Below are 21,913 nucleotides of genomic sequence, written 5' to 3' on the forward strand. Positions count from 1 at the left end.
ATACCCTCCCTTGCCCGGCCCCCCCCGCGGGCCGACGCACACCCCCCCCACGCCCCCCACCCCGCTCCACGGGGCGCCCCCCCCCCCCCCCCCCCTCGACTTGCCCCGCGATGTTTTTAGCCGTTATTTAACAGTAACGGTAATCTTCTTCGACTCGACGCTTGGCTTGAACGGCACGTGGAACTTGTCGCCCAGCACCAGTTGCAGGGTGTGCTTGCCCGGCGTCAGGGTCAGCTTGACCTCGGTCTGCGCTTTGCCGAAGTGCAGCACTTGCGGGCCGGCCGCCAGCGGCGCGTTGTTTTCCGGCAGCAGGCTGGTTGGCAGTACCTGGTCGGCAGCAGGTTCTTTATCGACGTCCACCAGCAAGTGGTGGTGGCCGCTATGCGGGGTCTGATCACCCGCTGGCTTGAGCTCCATGCCCTCGATGCCGAACTTGACGGTAAAGGTCTTGTCGACCGTGGCGCCATCGGCCGGGGAAACGATGAAGACCTTGGCGTCTTTTGGTGGCTCCTGGCTCTTCAGACCATCGGCGGCAGCGGCAAAGGCCGAGACACCCATCAGCAATCCGGCGACGGCTGCACGCGAAAATAGGCTTTTCATTCACTTCTCCTGTGTTTTACTTCAATAACCCTTGCCACTGAACGAACGGCAACGGTGGATTACCATAGTCCAAATGCGTCAAAACATGTTTAACAACGGTGACAGAAAAAATTTCGCCGTCAGTTAAAACATCCTCCACCTGATGTGGTCTTAAGTTGCGTTCGACCGTGGCAACAACAGAAAGTCGCGGCGACTCGATTTCACTGCCAAGCATTCAAGGGGCTTAAATGCGTTTTGCCATTGGGGTACTACTTGCCACCCTGCTCAGCCCATGGGCACAGGCCGAGCTGATCGACGACGTCAACGACCGCGGTGAACTGCGCATTGCCGTAGAAGCCAACATGGCGCCGTTCAACTTCAAGGACGACAACAAAAAGCTCAGCGGTTTTGAAGTCGAGTTGGGCGAGTTACTGGCCAAGGAACTCGATCTGCGCGCCGACTTCGTCGTGGTTGAAGCCAAGGATTTACTCCAGGGTGTTGAAAGCGGCAGCTACGACATCGCCATCAACCACATTGCCGCTACCCCGCAGCTCAAGGAACGCCTGGATTTCAGCGAACCCTACGCCTATTCCAGTGCCCAGCTGATCGTACGCAAGGAAGAAAAGCGCCCGCTGAGCACCCTTGAAGCACTCAAGGGCCGCAGCCTGGGTGTGGCCCAAGGCAGCCAGTTCGTCGAACAGGCGCGGGCGGTCGAAGGCGTGGACCTGCGCAGCTACCCGGATGCCATGCAGCCGATCAAGGACGTGGCCAGCGACCAGATCGATGCCGCCATCAGCGACCGTTTGCTGGTGCCCTATGCCATTCGCGATAGCCAGCAGTCGGTCAGCAAAGGCGCCACCATTGGCCCGATCCTGACCCTGGCGATTCCGTTCCAGAAGGGTAACCCGGCGTTCCAGAATTCCCTGGACGGCGCGCTTCAGCGAATCAAGGCCGATGGCCGGCTGAGCGAGTTGTCGCAGAAGTGGTTCGGCATGGATGCAAGCAAGCCGCCGAAGTAACAAAAGCTTCGCGGGGCAAGCCCGCTCCCACCGGGCCCGGTAGGAGCGGCCCCGCGATGGTGTTAAAGCTGTTTCAAGGCTTGCTCCGCCGCCTCAAGCTGCAGCTCACTGAACACCTGCACCCCTTCACGGCGCAGCAGCGCCGTGGTCACGCCCTCGCCCGCCACTTTGGTGCCAGTGAAAGTCCCGTCATAGGTCAGCGCATTGCCGCACGACGGGCTACCGGATTTGAGCACCGCAATCCGGATGCCATGGCGGCGCACCAGCGCCAGCGCCAACTGGGCCCCGGCCAGGAACTGCGCAGTGACATCCTCACCGGTGACGGTCAGGACCTGCGTATCGCCATCCAGCACCACAACACCCTGGCCGCCAGGGATCTCCGCCGGTGGCCGTGGCGTTGGCAAGCCGCCGGCCACTTCAGGGCACAACGGCACGATGCGCCCCTCGGCTTGCCACTGCTGGAGCAAGTCAGGATGGCCGCTGGCGCGCCCGTCATAGCGCACCGGCTGGCCGAGCAGGCAGGCACTGACCAGAACCTTGTGCATATCAGAACGGCTCGTTGCCACGGCGGCGGAACCAGCCGGTCAGCGACAGGCGGTCGCGATGGGCCGGCAGCACCTCATGGGGGACTTCGCCGGAAAGGAACACCACCAGGCAACCGCCGATCGGTTGCACGTCGTGCTCGACATCGCCCTTGAGGGTCATGCGCAACTGCCCGCCGTGCTCGGGCTGCCAGCCTTCATTGAGGTAGATCACCGCCGAGACCATGCGCCGGTCGTCATCGCGAAAGCGGTCGAGATGTTTACGATAAAAGGCACCCGGCGGGTACAGGGCGAAGTGGCATTCAAAGTCCTCAAGGCCGAGGAAAAGGCCGCGATTAAGCGCCAGGCGCAGGCTGCCCATCAGCGCCAGGTAGTGGTCGCAAGGCTCGGCCTGGCCGGGTTCCAGCCACTGGATGCGGTCGCCGCGGATGCCCTCGCGGACCTCCTGGGCAACGCCCCGACCCACGGCTGCCGGTTCCAGTTCGCCCTCGGCGGCGCGATTGCGGCACTCGGCCGCCAGCGCCAGGGTCAGAGACTCTGGAAGAAAGGTATCTTGCTGCGACCAGCCACGGGTGGCCAGGTCGTCGACGATGCGCAACAGCAGGGGGTCATCAGGGGATATGTGCATGTCGCGCATAGTATCGATCTGCCGCGAAATCCGACAGCGCCACTTGGCCGAGAGTATGCAATGGCTTCTCGACAAAGCCCCGCCATGGCAAGGACAATAGCGCCCTGCCGACAGGAGTCCTGAATGCGCCGTTTGTTTTTACTGCTGATGATGATCTGCACCACGCCTGTCTGGGCAGACAGCCTCGACCAACTCTACAAGGTCGCCGGCTGGCCCGAGCAGCGCGCCCACTTTACCGATGCCCTCGATGCCGCCCAGCAGCGCTATCGCAATAGCCTGCCGCCTGCGGTTTACCAGGCGCTGGTCAATAACAGCAATCAACGCTTCCAGGCCCAGGCCGTGGATAAACGCGCCGAGGCCCAGCTGCGCGCCAACCTTAGCGATCCGGCCCCGGCCCTGGCGTTCTTCCAGTCGCCGCTGGGGCGCAAGATCGTCGCCGCCGAACTGCTCGCCACCCGTCGCGACCAGTTGGCCAAGAATGCCAAGGGCCTGCCCAAGGTCCAGGCCAGCGACAACCGCCTGCTGATCATCGGCCACCTGGCCCAGGCCCTGCCGGCCCGTGAAGCCGGTGCCGAAGTGAGCCTGGCGATTGCCGGGGTCGCCGCCGACAGCCTCAGCCAGATGATCCCCGGCCTGCTCGGTGGCGGCCAGGCCCAGGGCCTGCTCGACGGCCAGCGCCAGCGCCTGATGGAACAGATCGGCAGCGAGCTGAACAACACCTTGCTGTACGTCTATCGCGACTTGTCCGATGCCGAGCTGGAAGAGTTCGCCACCTTTGCCGAATCCGCTGAAGGCAAGGCCTACTACAAGGCGGCCCTGGCGGCGATCCGCGCCGGCCTTGCGGTGGGCCAGGAAACCTCGCAGCTGAAGTGATCAGCCCAGGCGCTTGTCGATGAACTCGAAGTAGCGCGCGCGAATCGCCGGCAGTTCGTTGGCCAGATGATGCCGCGCTTCGGGGATCATCAGGATCCGTGGCGCGGCGAACTTCTCCCCCAGCACCTTGAGGTTATACGGCCAGTCGACGGTCATGTCGCATTCGCCCTGGATGATCAGCGGCTGGCGCGGGCTGAGCGGCGCAGCCTCGATGCGTTTGACCCACTCGAGCAGCGCCCCGACCCAAGCCGTCGGCAGGCGCCTCGGCTGCAGCGGGTCGGCCAGCAGGAACGGCAAAAAAGTCGGGTCGTTGCTGTTCTCGCTAAAGCGCCGCTCGATACCGTTGACGAACGGCTTGAGCACCCGGTAGCTGAACTTCGACCAGCGCCACGCCCGTGGCCGTACCAGTGGCGCCAGCAGGATCACCTCGCCCTGGGCCGGGCTCTGGGCGCCGCCATGCAGCAGATGATCGACGACGATTGCGCCACCGGTACTCTGCCCGAACAGGTGCCAGGGCTGCGGCAATTCCAGGCTGCGGGCCTGCTCGAACAACGCCTGCAGCACCTGCTGGTAGGCGCTGAAATCATCGATGCTGGCCCGCTCGCCGCTGGACAGCCCGTGCCCGGGCAGGTCGCAGGAAATCACCGCATACTGCTGATCCAGCGCCCAGTCGATGACATGCCGGTACAGGCCCATATGGTCGTAAAAGCCGTGCAGCAGAATCAGCGTCGCCACCGGTGCCGCCGGTAGCCACACCTGACCGACCACCTCGAAACCTGCGGCGTCGAAGCGCCCGAGCCAGCTCTGCGGGGCCTGTTCACGGGCGGGCAGATCCAGCCCGTAGAAGCGCTGATAGGCCTGGCCCTGCGTCGACAGCGGCTGCCGCGCCGCCAGGGAGGTCAGGCTGGCACGTAGGGAGTCGGGCTGAAATGACGCGGGCATAAAAGAATTCCAGACGCAAAAGCGGGTTATTGACCTGTGATATTCATCTGTCGCCGCCAGCATGGCAAGCTAGGCGACTTTTTTCGGATATTGCCGACATGCCCCGCTCGCCCCTGCGCACCCTGCCTGGCCTGTTGCTCGCTGCCCTCTGCGGCGCCGGCCTGTGGTGGGCCTACGACAGTTTTCAGAGCCGCTACCTGCGCACCTTCGACAACCAGACCGCGCTGTTCTCCGGCGACCGCCTGCAACTGCCGGCGAACATTGCCGGCCCCGGCCCGATCCGTCTGGTGCACTTCTGGGACCCGGCCTGCCCGTGCAACGTCGGCAACCAGCAGCACCTGGGCGAGCTGATCGAGCACTTCGCCCCCCAAGGCGTGGCGTTCTACGTGGTGCAAAAACCCGGCACCCGCGGCCAACTGCCTGCCACCCTCAGTGCGCTCAAACCGCTGGGCGAGCTGCCCGGCGCCGAACACCTGCCGGCCACCCCCGGCGTGGCGATCTGGGACCGCAACGGCCAGCTGGCCTACTTCGGTCCCTACAGCGAAGGCGCCACCTGCAACTCGAGCAACAGCTTCATCGAGCCGATCCTGCTCGCCCTGAGCCAGGGCCGGGCGGTCAGCGCCACGCACACCATGGCGGTGGGCTGCTACTGCCCCTGGCAGCCCTAGCGCACCCGCGCAGGATTGCCCACCACGGTCGCACCCGCCGGCACATCGCGGGTCACCACGCTGCCGGCGCCGATCACCGCGTTGTCGCCCACCGTCACCCCCGGGAGGATGATCGCGCCACCGCCGATCCACACGTTGTTGCCGATCTTCACCGGCCGCCCGCTTTCCAGGCCACTGCGGCGTAGCGCCGGGTCCAGCGGGTGGTCGGCAGTGTAGATCTGCACCGCCGGGCCGATCTGGCAGTCATCGCCGATGCTCACCGGGGTGACGTCGAGGATCACGCAATTGAAGTTCATGAACACGTTGGCGCCGACGCTGATGTTGTAGCCGTAGTCGCAGTAGAACGGCGGGCGAATCACCGCACCGTCACCGACCTTGGCAAAATGCTCGACCAGCAAACCGTGGCGCTGCTCGTTGAGCAGCTCGGCACTGTTGTTGTAGCGCTGCATCCAGAGCTTGTTGGCGATCTGTTCGGCCTGTAGCTGCGGGCAGCTGGCGTGATAGAGCTGGCCACTGAGCATCTTCTGCTTTTCACTGAGATTCATCTTCCCTCCTTTGGGGCTATCCTCTGTCCGACTTTACCTCGATGATCGGACCACACGATCCGCTAAAAAGCACAAGGAGTCACGATGAAGCGCAGCCTGACCTTCCTCGCCGTGGTCATTGCCGCGGCCGCCGGCGGCGGTTACTGGTACGTGCACGGCAAGCTGCCGCAACGCGAAGGCGAGGTCACCCTGAGCAGCCTGCAGGCACCGGTCAGCGTGCGCTACGACGCCCGCGGCGTGCCGCACATCCAGGCGCAGAACGAGGCCGACCTGTACCGTGCCCTGGGCTATGTGCATGCCCAGGACCGCCTGTTCCAGATGGAGATCATCCGCCGCCTGGCCCGCGGCGAGCTGGCTGAAATCCTTGGCAGCAAACTGCTCGCTACCGACACCCTGTTCCGCAGCTTGCGCATTCGCGAGCAGGCCGAGCTTTACGTCGAACGCCAGGACAAAACCTCGCCCGCCTGGCTGGCCCTGCAAGCGTACCTGGAGGGCGTCAACGCCTGGCAGGACAGCCATCCCAAGCCGATGGAGTTCGACGTGCTGGGCATCACGCCGCGGCCCTTCATCGCCCAGGACACCATCAGCATCGCCGGCTACATGGCCTACAGCTTTGCCGCCGCGTTTCGCACTGAACCTGCGCTGACCTATATCCGCGACCAGCTGGGCGCCGACTACCTGAAGATCTTCGACCTCGACTGGAACCCGCAAGGCGCCCTGGCCAGCACGCCAGCCCTGGCCGCCAGCGACTGGAAGAGCCTGCAGCAATTGGCGCAACTCAGCCAGCAAGCCCTGAGCGATGCTGGCATTCCCCAGTACGAAGGCAGCAACGCCTGGGCCATTGCCGGCAGCCGTACTCGTAGCGGCAAGCCGCTGTTGGCCGGCGACCCGCACATCAGTTTCTCCGTGCCGTCGGTGTGGTACGAGGCGGAACTGACCGCGCCCGGCTTCAACCTCTATGGCTATCACCAGGCGCTGAACCCCTTCGCATCGCTCGGGCACAACCGCGACTTCGGCTGGAGCCTGACCATGTTCCAGAACGACGACGTCGACCTGATTGCCGAACAGGTCAACCCCGACAACCCCGAGCAGGTCAAGATCAACGGTCAATGGCAGACCCTGAGCCAGACCCACGAACAGATCGCGGTGAAGAACGAGACGCCGGTGGACATCACCCTGCGCCGCTCGCCCCACGGGCCGATCGTCAACACGGTACTGGGCGACATGGCAGGACCGACGCCGATTGCCGTGTGGTGGGCGTTCCTGGAGACCGAGAACCCGATCCTTGATGGCTTCTACCAGGTCAACCGCGCCGACACCCTCGACAAGATGCGCGCCGCAGCGGCGAAGATCCAGGCACCCGGGCTCAACCTGATCTGGGCCAATGCCCGTGGCGATATCGGCTGGTGGGCGGCGGCGCAGTTGCCGATTCGCCCTGCCGGGGTCAATCCGGGCTTCATTCTCGATGGCAGCACGGCGCAGGCCGAGAAGCTCGGCTTCTATCCTTTCAGCGCCAACCCGCAGGCGGAGAACCCGGCCAGCGGCTATATCGTCTCGGCCAACTTCCAGCCGCCAGCGAACATACCGGTGCCGGGCTATTACAACCTGGCCGATCGTGGCCAGCGCCTGAACCAGCACCTGGCCGACCCACAGATCAAGTGGGACCAGCAGAACAGCCAGGCGCTACAACTGGACACAACCACCGACTACGGCCCGCGCACTTTGGCGCCGTTGCTGGCGGTGCTGCGTGAAGTCGCCAACGGCGATCAGGAGAAGGAACTGGTCGAGCAACTGGCGGCGTGGAATGGTGACTATCCGGTGGACTCGGTCAGTGCCACGCTGTTCAACCAGTTCCTTTACGACCTGGCCTACGCGGCGCTGCACGATGAGCTGGGCGACACCTGGTTCCAGACCCTGATCAGCACCCGCGCCATCGATGCGGCGTTGCCGCGCCTGGCGGCCGACGCCAGTTCACCCTGGTGGGGCAAACAGGGCAGTAGCGAGCAAGGCGATCGCACTGCGGCGGTGAAGCAGGCCTGGGGCAACACCCTGGCGCACCTGCGCGAGACCCTCGGCAACGACCCGGCCGGCTGGCAATGGGGCAAGGCGCATACCCTCACCCACAACCACCCATTGGGGCTGCAGAAGCCGCTCAACCTGTTGTTCAACGTTGGCCCGTTTGCCGCACCGGGCACCCATGAAGTGCCGAACAACCTGTCGGCGAAGATCGGACCGGCCCCCTGGCCGGTGACCTACGGGCCGTCGACCCGGCGCCTGATCGACTTCGCCGATGCCGGCCAGGCACTGACCATCAACCCGGTCGGGCAAAGCGGAGTGTTGTTTGACCGCCACTATGGCGACCAGGCCAAGGACTATATCGAGGGCCGCTATCAGAAGGCGCAGATGGGGGTGATTCCGGCGCAGAGCACCTTGAAGCTCGTGCCCCGGAATTAGCAAGGCTGCGCCTTGCATCGCTGGCAACGCCAGCTCCCACAGGTCCGGTGGACACAAGTTCATTGTGGGAGCCGGCCTTGCCGGCGATGGGCTGCGCCAGCAGCCCCAAAGGGTCAGCCCTGCCAGTTACCGCCTTCGACAATCACGCTCTCAGGCTTGGTGTCATCGCTCAGTTCCTTGCGCACATACTGGTCATACAGCTTGAGCAGATACTTCTGCTCGCCCAGGCGCGCCAATTCGGCGTTGACCCAATCGCGCAGCTCGATGTTGCCCTTCTTCACCGCCGGTGCAATCGGCGCTTCCTCGCCGAGTTTTTCTTCCAGCACGCGGTAGCCCGGGTTCTGCTTCGACCAGCTGAACAGGATCAGGTTGTCCTGGGCGTAGGCATCACCACGACCACTGGCCAGGGCCTGCAGCGACTCGGTGTTCTTCTCGAACTTGAGCAGCTTCCAGTCCGGATGATTCTTGGTCAGCCAGATATCGGCGGTGGTGCCGGTGGTGACGATGGTGGTCTTGTCGGCCAGGTCATCGAGCGTTTTCACGCTGCTGCCTTCCGGCACCAGGGCCTGCACGGCAACCCGCAAGTTGGGGTTGGTGAACTCCACCGCTTCCTTGCGCTCCGGGGTCACGGTCATGTTGGCCAGGATCAGGTCGACCTTGTCGCTTTGCAGGAACGGAATACGGCTGGCCGGTTCGACCGCCACGAACTCGACCTTGTTCTCGTCGCCGAGCAGGTCCTTGGCAAACTGGCGGCCGATGTCGGTATCGAAACCGACATAACGCCCGGCCTCATCGACAAAACCGAACGGCGGTTTGTCGGTGAATACGCCGACGATCAGCTTGTCGCGGGCCTTGATGGTTTCCAGGTAGCTGGTGGCCGGAGCGGCGCCACCGGCGGCCGGCTTGCCCGGCTCTTCCGCCTTGTTGCAGCCGGCCAGCAAGGCCAGGCCGAGTAGGGACAACAGCAGTTTCGACGTCTTGACAGTTTTCATGACAATTCCTTTGCGGGTGTTTTGGGCAGGCTTTCAACAAAGGAGAATTTCTCCAGGAACTGCTGCGCGCGTGCGCTCTGCGGGTTCGTAAAGAAGCTCTCGGGGTCGCGCTGTTCAAGGATCCTGCCGGCCTCCATGAACACGATGCGGTCGGCCACCGCGCGGGCGAAGGCCATTTCATGGGTGACGATGAGCAGGGTCATGCCGTCGCGAGCCAGGCCCTGGATTACCTGCAGCACTTCCTTGACCATTTCCGGGTCGAGCGCCGCGGTAACTTCATCGAACAGCATCACCTGCGGGTTCATGCACAGCGAGCGGACGATGGCGATGCGTTGCTGCTGGCCACCGGAAAGCTGGCGCGGGAAGGCGTCGCGCTTGTCCAGCAGGCCAACCCGGGCCAGCAGGGCTTCGGCCTGGGCCTGGGCCTCGCGGCGCTCGCGCTTTTGCACCTTGAGCGGGCCGAGCAGCAGGTTGTCGATCACGCTCATGTGGCCGAACAAGTGATAACTCTGGAACACCATGCCGACCTGCTGGCGCACCTGGCGCCAGTCGGTGCCAGGCGTCAGCAGCTCTTCACCGGCCAGGCGCAGGCTGCCGCTGTGGGCGCTTTCCAGGCCATTGAGGCAACGCAGCAAAGTGCTCTTGCCGCAGCCGCTGGGGCCGAGGATCACCACCACTTCACCGCTGCGCACCTGCAGGTCGACGTGGTCGAGCACTTGCTGCTCGCCGAAGAATTTATTGAAGCCCTTGAACTCGATCAGTGCGCTCATGCGTGTGTCCAGCGACGCTCCAGCGCACGTGAGGCGGCTGACAGCGGGTAGCAAATGAAGAAGAAAAACAGAAACAGCGCGCCATAGATCAGCACCGACTCGTAGGTGCGCTCGATGATCTGCTGGCCAACCTTGATCACATCGACCACGCCGATCAGCACCGCCAGCGAGCTGGTCTTGATGATCCGCGTGTAAATGTTGATGGTCGGCGGGGTCATGCGCTTGAGCGCCTGGGGCAGCAGCACGTAGCCGTACAGTTGCGCGCCGGACAGGCCGATCGACAGCCCCGCTTCACGCTGCCCGCGCGGTAACGACTGCAGCGCACCGCGCACTACTTCGCCCACTTCGCTGGCGCCCCACAACGACAGCACCAGCACCGCACACCAGAAACTCGGAATGCTCACGGCAAAGAAAATCGGCAGGCCGAAGAACAGCAAGTACAGCCAGACCAGCACCGGGATCGCCCGGAACAGCTCCAGGTAGATGCGCAGCAGTAGATTCACACTGCGTTTGCCCAGGGTCGCCAGCACGCCGTAGAGCACGCCGCCGAGGGTGGCAAAGAGTATGCTCAGCGCCGAAATCGCCAGGGTTTGCGCAGCGCCCTTGCCCAGTTGCGGCAAAGACACCAGCAACAACTCAAGACCCGAACTGGCCATGTTGCAGCCTCCGTTCCAGGCGGCTGAGCAGCAGCGACAAAGGCAGGAACAGCAGTACGCAAATCAGCGTCAGCACCGCGAGCATCTCGTAGGTCTTGTAATACAGGGCGATGTAGCTCTTGGTGGTGTAGAGGATCTCTGGCACCGCCACCGCCGACACCACGGTGGTTTCCTTGAGCAAAAAGATGAAGTTGGCAAACAGCGCCGGCAAGCTGAGGATACCTGCCTGGGGCAGGATCACATGGCGCAGCAGCTGGCCTTCCGACAGGCCAATGGAGCGGCCCGACTCCAGTTGCGCCACCGGCACCGCCTCGACGCCTGCACGCAGCACCTCGGTGAGGTAGGCGCCGCCGAGGAAGGTCATGGTGATGATCGCCGCGGCGAAACCGGAAATCTTCAGGCCCAGCTCCGGCAAGGCGAAATAAACAAAGAACAGCTGGATCAGCAGCGGCGTGTTGCGCGCCAGCTCCACGTAGAGCTTTACCAGGCGCTGCAGGTACGGCGTGCGGTAAACCAGGATCGCGGCGTTGACCAGCGCCACCAGCAGCGAAGTGCCGATGGCGATCAGGCCGACTTGCAAGGTGACGCCCACCGCCTTGAGAAAGGCCGGCAATGTGCTAAGGATAAAAGCGACATCGAAGCTCATGGAGTGAGCCTCGGCAAAAGATATGACATAGACAGGATCTCGGACCGGCCCGAGGGTAAACGGGCGGCTCTACACAGGGGTTGTCAGTGCGGGTGAGCACAATAGGTAGACTCTAAAGGTATAAAAATATTTCTTTAAATACCTTTATTGCATATTGATATCACCCAAACAGCTAACCTGCGAAATCCTTGGCGGTGACGGGATCTTTCTGCTGAAAATGCCATCCAAGCGCTGTCGACCCATCACACCAACAAGGAAGACAAAGGATGAATAGCGCCCCCACTCTCGATGCAAAAGAACTGATCAAATGGCTGACGGCATTGCGCCGGGCGGTCAATGCGGGGAATTGAACGCACTGTGGGAGCAAGGTTGACCCGCGATGCGATTTGACTGGTAGATCGCATCGCGGGGCAAGCCCGCTCCCACAGGATGTGTGTGTAGCCTCTTAGAACGCCGGCAGTACCGCGCCGCTGTATTTCTTCTCGATGAAGGTCTTCACTTCAGGGCTGGTCAGGGCCTTGGCCAGCTTCTGGATGGCTTCGCTGTCCTTGTTGTCCGGACGGGCTACCAGGAAGTTCACGTACGGCGAGTCGGCGCCTTCGATCACCAGGGCGTCCTTGGCCGGGTTCAGGCCGGCTTCCAGGGCGTAGTTGGTATTGATCATGTCCAGGTCGACCTGATCCAGCACACGCGGCAGCATGGCCGATTCAAGCTCGCGGAATTTCAGCTTCTTCGAGTTCTCGGCGATGTCTTTCGGGGTCGCCAGGGCGTTCTTCGGGTCTTTCAGGGTGATCAGGCCAGCCTTCTGCAACAGCAGCAGGGCACGACCGCTGTTGCTGCCTTCGTTAGGAATGGCGACGGTAGCGCCTTCTTTCAGTTCGCTCAGGTTCTTGATCTTCTTCGAGTAGCCGCCGAAGGGTTCGACGTGCACGCCGATCACGGTTTCCAGGTGGGTGCCTTTGCCTTCGTTGAAGTTCTTCAGGTACGGCAGGGTCTGGAAGTAGTTGGCGTCCAGGCGCTTCTGGTCGACCTGCACGTTAGGCTGCACATAGTCGGTGAATACCTTGATCTCCAGGTCCACACCTTCCTTGGCCAGGGTCGGCTTGATCAGCTCGAGGATTTCCGCGTGCGGTACCGGGGTAGCGGCAACTACCAGCTTCTCGCCCGCCTGGGCAAAACCTGCAACCGACAGAGCGGCCGCCAGAGCAGTCAACAACAGAGCCTTTTTCATGCGCAGTCCTTATTCGAATACACGGCCATCGGGCGACGGCGAAGGTGGGGGTTGCCAGCACTTTGCTAGCTGGCTTGAGGCGGACAATACCTAGATTTTTTATACCAGAACAATATCTTTTATTTTGCTGCTTATTCCATTTTCAATGGATCGCGCCATGCACCCCATGCATGGCATCAGGCAGCGGGTTGGGTCAGACGCAACAGGGTCTGCTCCAGCAATTGTTGCAGAGCACTGCGCTCACCCGGCTGACCAAGGCTCAGCAGCTGCTCCAGCTGGCCGGCCAGAGCGCTCAAGGGGGTCGGCAGGTTCAAATGCTCGGGGAGGATTTCTTCACCGCTGCTGACCAGCAAGGCGAAGTGAATGACGTTCTCAAGCTCACGGGTATTGCCCGGCCAGCTGTGCAGCTCCAATACCCGCTGCGCCGCTTCGCTGATCAACGGCACCGACAGGTTCAGGCGCGGGCTATAGATACCAACGAAATACTCGGCCAACGCCAGGATATCGCCGACCCGTTCACGCAAGGCCGGCAGCTCCAGCTGGCCTTCGCGCAGGTAGTGGTACAGGCGGTCGTGGAACTTGCCGGCGCTCACCGCCTCGGCCAGGTCGATGCTCGAGGCGGCGACCAGGCGCACGTCCACCGGGTTTGGTTGCTGGGCACCGACGCGGGTGACTTCGCGGTTTTCCAGCGCCGAGAGCAGCTTGATCTGGATCGGCAGCGGCAGGTCGGCGATTTCGTCCAGGTACAGGGTGCCGCCGTTGGCCGAGCCGAACCAGCCGGCCCGGCTGCTGGCCGCGCCACTGTGGGCACCGGCACTGTAGCCGAACAGCTCGGCGTCGGCATAGGTCGGGCTGATCGCGCCGCAGTTGACCGAAACGAACAAGCCGCCGCGATCACTGGCGCGATGAATCTGCCGGGCCAGCAATTCCTTGCCAGTACCGGTTTCGCCGCGGATCAGCACCGGCAGGGCCAGGGGCGCTAGCAGCTCGAGCTCTTCGCGCAGTTGCCGCGACCGCGGGTCGACGAACACCAGCGCTTTGGCGCGGATGCTCAGTGGGCTCTTGTCCAGCTCGGGAAACGTCAGCAAAGGCTGGCCGAAGGTGTCGTGATTACTCATAGCAAACTCCCGCCCTTGGCGCTTTCCGGCCGGGCGTTCGAATCAAGGCAAATGGTCAGCGCCTGAAGCTCAGGCGCGGCGAAGGGCGTGCTGTTCCAGACGATTCTGCAGGCGATACAGGTAAGCGAAGCCCTGCTCCCAGCGACGGTGCCCGGACTTGACGTTGATATGCCCGGCACCGGCCAGAAAACCTGTCTCGGCGCCCCAGGCACGGGCCAGTTGCATGGCCCGCGGGGCGCTTACGGCTGGGTCGTTGTCGGAGCTGACCACCTGGCTTGGGAACGGCAGCAGCAGCTGTGGAATCGGCGCAAAGTTGCGCAGTGCCGGCGCACAGGTCGGCCGCTCGACGTCAGCCGGGGCCACCAGCAAGGCACCGCGTACCCGGCGCAACAGGGTAGCGCTGGCTTGCGCGGCCCAATGGGCAACGGAGATGCAACCCAGGCTGTGGGCGATCAGGATCACCGGCGACTCATCGGCGGCCACCGCCTGCTCGAGAGTTGCGACCCAGTCCTGGCGCTGCGGGTTCAACCAGTCGGCCTGCTCGACCCGGGCGCTGTTGGGCAGCACCTGCTGCCAGTGGGTTTGCCAATGCTCGTCTGGCGAACCTTGCCAGCCCGGCACAATCAGGTAACGGATCGACTCGTTGCGCATGGGACGCCTCCTGCTGCGTTTGCGTGCATGAGGTCAAGTATAGGGGGGTGGTTATATTCGTAAAGGAATAAGAAGCTATTTATTAATAACCAAAATATAAATTTTCCATAAAAAAAGGGACCACCCCCTGCCGAAGGACCGGTCCCTGAAGCATTGCCTGAGAGATGTTGCTCAGCGGGCGGTGATCACCGACAACTTGGTGATACCCGCACGTTCGATCGAGGCCATGGCGCGCGCCACTTCCCCATAATTAACGCCATCGTCGGCCTGCAGTTGCACACGCAGTTCCGGGTCCTTGGCCTTGGCCGCCTGCAGGTTGGTTTCCAGCAGATCCGGCTGGATCTCATCCTTGTTGATAAACAGCTTGCCGCCGCCGTCGATGCTGACCACCAGCGGGTCCTTCTGCTCCACCGGAGCCACGGCCTCGGTCTTGGGCAAGTTGATCGGAATGGCGTTGGTCAGCAGCGGCGCGGTAACGATGAATACCACCAGCAACACCAGCATCACGTCCACCAGCGGCGTTACGTTGATCTCGCTGAGTACTTCGTCACTGTCCTGGGTCGAGAAGGCCATATCAGGAGGCCTCCTTCACTTTCTGGGGGTGCTGGCCGGCGGCTGCCTTGTAGGCGGTCGGGTGCACCAGTACCCGGAACGCGCTCTTCTGCGCCAGGCTGTAGAAGTCGTGGGCGAAGTCATCAAGGTCGGCGGCGGTCAGCTTCAGCCGGCGCAGGAAGTAGTTGTAGACCAGCACCGCTGGCACCGCGACGGCGATACCGACACCGGTGGCGACCAGCGCCGCACCGATCGGCCCGGCCACGGTTTCCAAGCTCGCCGAGCCCGCGGCGCTGATGCCCTTGAGCGCTTCCATGATGCCCCAGACGGTGCCGAACAGGCCGATGAAGGGCGAGGTGCTGCCGATACTGGCGACTACCGCCAAGCCGGTTTCCAGCGAGCGGCGCTCACGCACGATCTGTTGGCGCAGGGCGCGTTCGAGGCGGTCCTGATGGTTGATCGCCTGGCTCAGGTCGCTGGCCTGCTGGCCGGGTTCAGCGACGGCAATGGCGGCGTAACCGGCCTGGGCAACCCGGGCTGCGGCGCCAGGCTGCGCATGGCTGAGCTCGGCGGCGGAGTCCAGGCTTGAAGCCGCCCAGAATTGTTTGTGGAAGCGTTTGTCCTGGTTCTTCAGACGCACGAACTGCACGCCCTTGACCAGGGCCAGGCCCCAGGTGACGACGGAGAAGCCCACCAGCAGCCAGATCACCGCGCTTTCGATGGATTCGAGGGGGGATGCCAATACAGTCATGATCAATACTCTCTTCTGTTAGCGCGAATTAGCGGATCTTGAAGTCGATGGGTACGCTGACCCAGCCGTCCTGGGCCACGTCGCCCTGCTTGGCCGGGACGAAGCTCCAACGCTTGACCGCAGCCAGGGCAGCGTCGTCGAGTTGCTGGCGGCCACTGCTTTTCTGAACCTGGATGTCACCCGGCTTGCCGCTGGCCAGTACCTGCACCCGCAACAACACCGTGCCTTCCCAGCCGCGACGCTGGGCCAGCGACGGGTACTCCGGCGCCGGATTCTTCAGGTACGCGGCGTTGGCCGAGGCCGGGGTCACCGGCGCTGGTGCCGGCGGTGCCGGGGGCGCTGGTGGTGCTGCCGGTTGTGGCGGTGCGGGCGGTTGCTCGACCGCCTTGGGCGCAGGCTTGGGTACCGGCTTGGGCACCGGTTTCGGCTTGGGCTTGGGAACCGGTTTGGGTGCAGGCTTGGCAGCCAGCTCATCGACCACCGGTGGCGGCGGCTCGACCACTGCCGGCGGCGGTGGTGGTGGCGGCTCGACAGCCGGTGGCGCAGGCTGGGAAAACTCGATGGTCATCGGCGGGATTTCCGGCGGCACCACCGGCAACACCGGGGTCGGCGCCTGGCTCACCCAGTACGCCACCGCACCGTGCAAGGCCAGGGCAAACACCCCGAGCAGAATCTTCTCCCGACGGCTCAGCGCGCTTTTCGGTGTGCTTTGCAGACGCAACTGCGCCAGCGGCAACCGCAGCGGGCGACCGAGGTCGACCAGCTCGCCGCTCGGCGTCTGGCGCCAAAGCACATCGTGAGCACTGGCGGCGGTCTGGACATTACCCATTGATCAACTCCTGGGACGTGAGTGCGTTTCGTCAAAGGCAGGTCAATTGCCTTCGCTGGGGTGGATCATCAACTTCTGTTACTTATGTCTTAAAGTAATTTTTAAAGTTATGTATAGAACCAAAATACATATACGAATTAGCCAAACCGCTCTAAGCCGCGCCCTTCAAGGGCTGGCGCCAACGCCCTAAAACGCCATGCCTGCAATGCATGAAAAATATTCGCCAAAGGCATGGCAAAACGCCGTTTCAGAAGTCGTAGCGCCCGGTTACGCCCAAGGTCCGCGGGGTGCCGAGCAGGCCTTCATAACCACCGTTGGCCGCGCTCCAGAGGGTGGTGTAATAGGTTTTGTCGAAGGCATTCTTCAGCCACAGCGAGACATCCCACTGCCCCTGGCCAAGGTCGCCTCGCAGGCCGGTGGACAGGTTGACCACGGCATAGCTGGGGATCTGCGCGTAGTCCGAGTCCTCGACCGTGCCTACCGCCTTGGAGCGGAAGGCGTAGCTGGCAGTGACGTAAGGTTGCAGGCCGTTGTCCAGGTCCCACTGATACTGGCCATTGGCGTTGGCGATCCATTTCGACGCGCCGACCACCTGGTGGCCACTGAGGTCGCAGGCTGCGGGGGCGCCAGGCTGCAGGGCGACTTCCGGCGCGCACGGGGCGTCCTTGTAGGAGAGATAGCGAACGTCGTTGTAGGAGCCGTTAATGTTAAGGGTCAGGCCACGCACCGGGATCAGCGTGCTTTCCAGTTCCACCCCGCGTGAGCGCACGGAGCCAGCGTTGGTCAGGTATTGCACGCGGTTGGCGTCGTCGTAGGCGTTGGTCTGGTAGCCGTGCACTTCGGTCCAGAACAGGTTGGCGTTGAGCTGCAGGCGACGGTCCCAGAGGGTGCTCTTCAAGCCCAGCTCGGCGTTGTTGGCGCGCTCGGTGCCGATCAGCAGCGAATCGGCGCCGGCAACCGGTGCGGTACCGACCGCCAGGTTGACGCCACCGGACTTCTCGCCGTGGGACAAGGTGGCGTAGCCGAGCAGGTCATCGGTAAAGCGATAACTCAGGTTGAGCAAGCCCGAAGGGCTGGTGCTGTACTGGTTGAGGTCGCCCGATTCATAGGCACCCACCCGACCCTGGCGCGCGGCTGCCGCAGCGCCTGCAACCGCCGCACCACCGGCAGGCGCGGCGCGATCAACCCAGGCGCTTTTCTCTTCATAGGTGCCGCGTACGCCGGCGGTGAAATCCAGGCGCTCGGTCAAGTGCCAGGTGCCCTGGGCGAACAAGGCAAAGCTGTCGGTCTTGATATGGCCCTTGCCGACACTGCTGACATTGGCCAGCGCCCCGGCCGGGGTGCCGTTCCAGATATCCGCCTGGGGCCCGTAATGAACGAAGGATTTGTTGTCCAGGTCGGAGCCGAAGTAGTAAGCACCCAACACATAGTCGAAGAAACCGCCGGTGGGCGAGGCCAGGCGAAACTCCTGCGAATACTGCTTATCGCGCACCGACACCCCGGCGTTGTAGGCCGCCGGCACGTTCAGGCCATCGTCGTTGCGCGGGGTGAAGTCCCACCAGCGATAGGCGCTTACCGAGGTCAGGGTGAAGTCGTTGTCCAGGGTCCAGTTGGCTTCCAGTGAAGTGCCGCCCTGGAACACCGTGACCTGCTGATCGTCATCCAGGTTGACCTTGCGCTTGCTGCCATCGACCAGCGTCGCCCCGGCTGCCTGGGCCCGCGCTTCATAGCGGTTGACGCCATTGATGGTCGGCCCGGTGCTATACAGCAGGCGGGTACCGGCACTGGAATCCTCTTCGTTGTAGTCGCCGATCCAGCGCAGGTTGAACTGCTCGTTGGGCTTGTACAGCAGCTGGCCGCGAAAGCCTTGGCGCGAACCGCCGTTGAGGGTGTGGCCGTCGAACTCGTTCTTGATGTCGCCGTCGTTGCGCGTGCGATAGGCCGAAATGCGCCCGGCCAGGGTGTCGCTCAACGGTCCGGAGAGCGTGCCCTTGGTCTGGAAGTAGCCGTCTTCGCCCACCGAGGTCTCGATGCTGCGCTCGGGGGTGAAGCTCGGTGCGCGGGTGCTGATGTTGATCACCCCGGCGGTGGTGTTCTTGCCAAACAGCGTGCCCTGTGGGCCGCGCAGCACTTCCAGTTGCTCAATATCCATGAGGTCGAACACGGCCATGCCCGGGCGGCCGAGGTAGACGTTGTCCAGGTACAGGCCGACGCTGCCTTCCAGGCCGTCGCTGGCCGGGTTGTTGCCCAGGCCGCGGATCGACACGCTGGACTGGCGCGCGTGCATGTAGGCGACGTTGACGCTGGGCACCAGTTGCTGCAGGTCCTGGATGCGATAGACCCGCTGGCTTTCCAGGGCCTGGCCGTCGAGCACGCTGATCGGCGTCGGCACGTCCTGGGCGCTCTCTTCGCGGCGCCGGGCAGTGACGGTGACAGTCTTGAGCTGGCTGTCACTGGCCTTGACCTCAGGCTTTACCGAGTCGACGGCCTGGGCCGGCAACCAGTGCGCGCTGCCGGCCAGCAACAAGGCCAGGGGCAGGCGCTGGAGCCGCCGTGAAGACAAGGGTGCAGCGCGAAGGGTCGGGCTCATGGGCGGCTCCTGGCAAAAGGAATTTATATTCCTTTAAGTTATTTATTTATGATTCAACATACATTTACTGCATAAGAGATTGCCTTTATAAGGAGTGCACCAGAGGCAGAGCAAATGCATTTGCCCGATACTTTTTATGTGAAAAATGCATATAGACCTGCGCCAACTCCGCCACCTGATTGCCCTTGCCGAGCACCGCAGCTTCGTCGCCGCGGCAACCGCGGTGAACCTCTCGCAATCAGCCTTCAGCCGCAGCATCCAGGCTCTGGAGCACAGCGCCGGCTGCCAGTTGGTGGACCGCTCGCATAAGGAACTGCCGCCGACCAAGCAAGGCCTGGTAGTGCTCGAACACGCGCGGCGGCTGGTCAGCGGCGCCCGCCAGTTGAGCAACGAGATCAGCCAGTTCAATGGCCTGGAAGCCGGTGAACTGCGCTTCGGCTGCGGCCCGGCGCCCGCCGCGGGCCTGGTGCCACGGGCGATTGGCGGCTTCATCGGCCGCTATCCCAAGGCGCGGGTGCAATTTCAGGTCGATGACTGGCAGAGCCTGAACAAGCGCCTGCTGGCCGAGGAGTTCGAATTTTTTGTCGCCGACACCCGCAGCTTCGAGGCCGACCCGCAATACCAGACCCTGCGCCTGCGGCCTCGACGCTGGCATTTTTGCTGCCGCGCCGGGCACCCGCTGGCGGCGCTTTCGAGCGTCAGCGCCGAGCAACTGTTGCACTACCCCTTGGCCGTCACCCTGCGCCCGCCCAACTTGCGCAAGGTGATCGCCGACCTCAGCGGCCGCCCGGATTTCGTCGCCAACGTCGAGTGCGAAAACAGTTACAGCCTGCTTGGCGTGGTGCTCAATTCCGACGCCATCGGCATCTGCGGCGCCTACAGCGATGCCCTGCACAACGCCAACGGCAAACTGGTGCGGCTGAGCATCGACGGCCTGGCTGACGACTGCGAAGAGCTCTACACCCGCTACGGCATCGTCAGCCAGGCGCGCCTGCGCCTGTCGCCGCTGGCCGAGGCGATGATCGAGCAGATCATCCTCACCGATCAGGCCGACCGCGCCCTCGACGCCTGCAAGCTGGAGCAGTTGGCGATCTGAGCCATTGCGCAAAACGCATCAGTTGCATTCGGCAAATGCGCTTGTGATGCGCGCCCCGGGCGGCGAAAACAGTCAGCTGAAATCTGCCCAGGTGACTGCCATGCCCCACCCCACTGCCGTGCGCAACGTGCTGTACATCATGTGCGACCAACTGCGTCGCGATTACCTCTCGTGCTACGGCCACCGCCACCTGCACACGCCGAACATCGACCGCCTGGCCGCCGCCGGGGTACGCTTCAGCCGCGCCTATGCCCAGGGCACCATCTGCGGCCCGTCGCGGATGTCGGCCTACACCGGGCGCTATGTCAGCAGCCACCAGGTGGCCTGGAACGGCGTGCCGCTACCGCTGAACGAACTGACCCTCGGTGACTACCTGCGCCCTGCCGGAATCCGTACCGCGCTGGTGGGCAAGACCCACGCCACGCCGAACCATGACGCCTTGCAACAGCTGGCCATCGACCCGCTGATGGCCGAGCAGCTCAACGAGGTGGGGTTCGAGCCGGTTGCCCGCCACGACGGCATCTTTCCCGACGACCCGCTGTTCGCCGACAAGCGCGAAAGCGCGCCCTACACCCGCTACCTGCGCGACCACGGCTTTGCTGGCGACAACCCCTGGCACAGCTGGGCCAATGCCGCCGCAGGCGAAAACGGTGAAATTCTCAGCGGCTGGCACATGCGCAACGCCGGCCTGCCCACGCGCCTGCCCGAGCAGCACTCGGAGACGGTCTACACCACCGAGCGCGCCATCGACTTCATCCAGGCCCAGGGCGAGCAGCCCTGGTGCCTGCACCTGTCGTACATCAAGCCGCACTGGCCCTACATCGCCCCGGCGCCTTACCACGCGCTGTACAACGCCAGCCAGGTGCAGGCGCCGATAGCTGTTCAGCCAGGCAACGACCATCCGGTGTATGCCGCGTTCCGCCAGCACCAGGAAAGCCTCAACTTCTCTCGCGAAGAAGTGCGGCTGAAAGTGATCCCCACCTACATGGGCCTGATCAAACAGATCGACGACCAGCTCGGGCGCCTGTTCGATGTGCTGCAAAGCAATGGCCGCTGGGATGACACACTGATTGTGTTCACCAGTGACCACGGTGATTTTCTCGGCGACCATGGCCTGGGCGAAAAGGAGTTTTTGCTGGAGCCTGCGGTGGGCGTACCGCTGATCGTGCGCGATCCTCGAACGGCGGCGGATGTCAGCCGCGGTACGGTGGATGAGCGACTGGTTGAGACCATCGATGCGCTGCCGACCTTCCTCGACGCACTGGGGTTGCCGAGCGCCGAACATCGGCTGGAGGGGCGTTCGCTGATTCCGCTATTGCACGGCACCGCCAGCGCCTGGCGCAGCTATGCTATCGCCGAATACGACTACGCCTTCCAGGCCCCGGCCCGCGAGCGCCTGGGCCAGCCGATCGACCGTTGCCGAATGACCATGGTGCGCAGCGAGCGCTGGAAGTACCTGGCCTATGACGGCTTTCGCGCGCAACTGTTCGACCTGCTCAACGACCCGCAGGAGCTGCACGACCTGGGTGCGGACCCGGCCTACGCCAGCGTGCGCGAGACCCACCAGGGTTATCTGTTCGAATGGCTCAGGGGCTTGAAGCGGCGGACCACCATCAGCCATGCCGAGATCGAACGGCGTGGGCAGTGGTTTCGCTATGGCGAACCGCGGGAGGACAGTGTGGTGAAGATCGGGGTGTGGTGAGGTTCAGGGGCCGCTGCGCGCCCCATCGCCGGCAAGGCCGGCTCCCACAGTGGTCGGTGTGATGCTGACTTGTGTGGGA

Annotated in this window: 22 protein-coding genes; 6 read left to right on the forward strand and 16 right to left on the reverse strand. The window is 63.4% G+C overall.

What is annotated here, in order from left to right:
- Positions 1 to 123: 123 nt before the first annotated feature.
- Positions 124 to 600 (reverse strand): DUF4399 domain-containing protein, encoded by a 477-nt coding sequence (locus tag ABIE20_RS25810; RefSeq protein ID WP_429508263.1) that lies wholly within the window; start codon positions 598 to 600, stop codon positions 124 to 126.
- Positions 601 to 827: 227 nt separating this feature from the next.
- Between ABIE20_RS25810 and ABIE20_RS25815 the strand changes: the two genes are divergently transcribed.
- Positions 828 to 1,598, forward strand: coding sequence for a transporter substrate-binding domain-containing protein (locus ABIE20_RS25815; RefSeq protein WP_429508264.1), 771 nt, complete (start codon positions 828 to 830; stop codon positions 1,596 to 1,598).
- A gap of 62 nt (positions 1,599 to 1,660) precedes the next feature.
- Here the strand turns inward: ABIE20_RS25815 and ABIE20_RS25820 are convergent, their stop codons facing one another.
- Positions 1,661 to 2,143 carry a DUF523 domain-containing protein gene (locus ABIE20_RS25820; protein ID WP_429508266.1) on the reverse strand — a complete coding sequence of 161 codons (483 nt, stop codon included), beginning with the start codon at positions 2,141 to 2,143 and terminating at the stop codon, positions 1,661 to 1,663.
- A gap of 1 nt (position 2,144) precedes the next feature.
- A complete protein-coding gene (locus ABIE20_RS25825) occupies positions 2,145 to 2,777 on the reverse strand; it encodes a 2OG-Fe(II) oxygenase (RefSeq protein WP_429508268.1) in 633 nt (210 codons plus the stop codon).
- 114 nt (positions 2,778 to 2,891) lie between these two features.
- Here ABIE20_RS25825 and ABIE20_RS25830 point away from each other — a divergent pair, with 114 nt between their 5' ends.
- On the forward strand, positions 2,892 to 3,641 hold the full coding sequence (locus tag ABIE20_RS25830; RefSeq protein WP_045201792.1) for a DUF2059 domain-containing protein: 750 nt from the start codon (positions 2,892 to 2,894) through the stop codon (positions 3,639 to 3,641).
- Here the strand turns inward: ABIE20_RS25830 and ABIE20_RS25835 are convergent, their stop codons facing one another.
- The gene (locus ABIE20_RS25835) at positions 3,642 to 4,583 is read right to left on the reverse strand and encodes an alpha/beta hydrolase (RefSeq protein WP_429508271.1); all 942 of its coding nucleotides are present in this window, start codon (positions 4,581 to 4,583) and stop codon (positions 3,642 to 3,644) included.
- Between the two features lie 98 nt (positions 4,584 to 4,681).
- Here ABIE20_RS25835 and ABIE20_RS25840 point away from each other — a divergent pair, with 98 nt between their 5' ends.
- Positions 4,682 to 5,251: a DUF6436 domain-containing protein gene (locus tag ABIE20_RS25840; protein ID WP_429508273.1), complete on the forward strand. Its 570-nt coding sequence runs from the start codon at positions 4,682 to 4,684 to the stop codon at positions 5,249 to 5,251.
- Here the strand turns inward: ABIE20_RS25840 and ABIE20_RS25845 are convergent.
- Positions 5,248 to 5,796, reverse strand: a complete 549-nt coding sequence (locus tag ABIE20_RS25845) for a sugar O-acetyltransferase (protein ID WP_429508274.1) — start codon at positions 5,794 to 5,796, stop codon at positions 5,248 to 5,250. The two genes, ABIE20_RS25840 and ABIE20_RS25845, sit on opposite strands and share 4 nt — an antisense overlap.
- A gap of 84 nt (positions 5,797 to 5,880) precedes the next feature.
- Here ABIE20_RS25845 and ABIE20_RS25850 point away from each other — a divergent pair, with 84 nt between their 5' ends.
- Positions 5,881 to 8,250, forward strand: a complete 2,370-nt coding sequence (locus tag ABIE20_RS25850) for a penicillin acylase family protein (protein WP_429508276.1) — start codon at positions 5,881 to 5,883, stop codon at positions 8,248 to 8,250.
- A 113-nt stretch (positions 8,251 to 8,363) separates the two neighbouring features.
- Here ABIE20_RS25850 and ABIE20_RS25855 read toward each other — a convergent pair whose 3' ends face one another.
- The 11 genes from ABIE20_RS25855 to ABIE20_RS25905 form a co-directional block, all read right to left on the reverse strand.
- Positions 8,364 to 9,242, reverse strand: coding sequence for a transporter substrate-binding domain-containing protein (locus tag ABIE20_RS25855; RefSeq protein ID WP_429508278.1), 879 nt, complete (start codon positions 9,240 to 9,242; stop codon positions 8,364 to 8,366).
- Positions 9,239 to 10,012 carry an amino acid ABC transporter ATP-binding protein gene (locus ABIE20_RS25860; RefSeq protein ID WP_045201779.1) on the reverse strand — a complete coding sequence of 258 codons (774 nt, stop codon included), beginning with the start codon at positions 10,010 to 10,012 and terminating at the stop codon, positions 9,239 to 9,241. Before ABIE20_RS25860 ends, ABIE20_RS25855 begins: the two co-directional genes overlap by 4 nt.
- Positions 10,009 to 10,668 (reverse strand): amino acid ABC transporter permease, encoded by a 660-nt coding sequence (locus ABIE20_RS25865; protein ID WP_093377382.1) that lies wholly within the window; start codon positions 10,666 to 10,668, stop codon positions 10,009 to 10,011. Before ABIE20_RS25865 ends, ABIE20_RS25860 begins: the two co-directional genes overlap by 4 nt.
- Positions 10,649 to 11,314, reverse strand: coding sequence for an amino acid ABC transporter permease (locus tag ABIE20_RS25870; RefSeq protein WP_429508280.1), 666 nt, complete (start codon positions 11,312 to 11,314; stop codon positions 10,649 to 10,651). Before ABIE20_RS25870 ends, ABIE20_RS25865 begins: the two co-directional genes overlap by 20 nt.
- Positions 11,315 to 11,759: 445 nt before the next feature.
- On the reverse strand, positions 11,760 to 12,545 hold the full coding sequence (locus ABIE20_RS25875; protein ID WP_429508282.1) for a MetQ/NlpA family ABC transporter substrate-binding protein: 786 nt from the start codon (positions 12,543 to 12,545) through the stop codon (positions 11,760 to 11,762).
- Positions 12,546 to 12,721: 176 nt separating this feature from the next.
- Positions 12,722 to 13,663 (reverse strand): sigma 54-interacting transcriptional regulator, encoded by a 942-nt coding sequence (locus ABIE20_RS25880; RefSeq protein ID WP_429508284.1) that lies wholly within the window; start codon positions 13,661 to 13,663, stop codon positions 12,722 to 12,724.
- Between the two features lie 69 nt (positions 13,664 to 13,732).
- Positions 13,733 to 14,314, reverse strand: coding sequence for an alpha/beta hydrolase (locus ABIE20_RS25885; protein WP_429508286.1), 582 nt, complete (start codon positions 14,312 to 14,314; stop codon positions 13,733 to 13,735).
- A 171-nt stretch (positions 14,315 to 14,485) separates the two neighbouring features.
- A complete protein-coding gene (locus ABIE20_RS25890) occupies positions 14,486 to 14,887 on the reverse strand; it encodes an ExbD/TolR family protein (RefSeq protein WP_045201768.1) in 402 nt (133 codons plus the stop codon).
- Position 14,888: 1 nt separating this feature from the next.
- Entirely contained in the window at positions 14,889 to 15,617 is a 729-nt protein-coding gene (locus ABIE20_RS25895) for a MotA/TolQ/ExbB proton channel family protein (protein WP_429508287.1), read from the reverse strand.
- A 28-nt stretch (positions 15,618 to 15,645) separates the two neighbouring features.
- Positions 15,646 to 16,446 carry an energy transducer TonB gene (locus ABIE20_RS25900; RefSeq protein WP_429508288.1) on the reverse strand — a complete coding sequence of 267 codons (801 nt, stop codon included), beginning with the start codon at positions 16,444 to 16,446 and terminating at the stop codon, positions 15,646 to 15,648.
- A 247-nt stretch (positions 16,447 to 16,693) separates the two neighbouring features.
- Positions 16,694 to 19,036: a TonB-dependent receptor gene (locus ABIE20_RS25905; protein WP_429508290.1), complete on the reverse strand. Its 2,343-nt coding sequence runs from the start codon at positions 19,034 to 19,036 to the stop codon at positions 16,694 to 16,696.
- 145 nt (positions 19,037 to 19,181) lie between these two features.
- Here ABIE20_RS25905 and ABIE20_RS25910 point away from each other — a divergent pair, with 145 nt between their 5' ends.
- Positions 19,182 to 20,132, forward strand: a complete 951-nt coding sequence (locus ABIE20_RS25910; protein ID WP_429508291.1) for a LysR family transcriptional regulator — start codon at positions 19,182 to 19,184, stop codon at positions 20,130 to 20,132.
- Between the two features lie 100 nt (positions 20,133 to 20,232).
- Positions 20,233 to 21,834, forward strand: coding sequence for an alkaline phosphatase family protein (locus ABIE20_RS25915; protein WP_429508292.1), 1,602 nt, complete (start codon positions 20,233 to 20,235; stop codon positions 21,832 to 21,834).
- Positions 21,835 to 21,913 lie beyond the last annotated feature (79 nt).

The sequence above is a fragment of the Pseudomonas sp. 2835 genome (genome assembly GCF_050435905.1).
Classification (GTDB): domain Bacteria; phylum Pseudomonadota; class Gammaproteobacteria; order Pseudomonadales; family Pseudomonadaceae; genus Aquipseudomonas.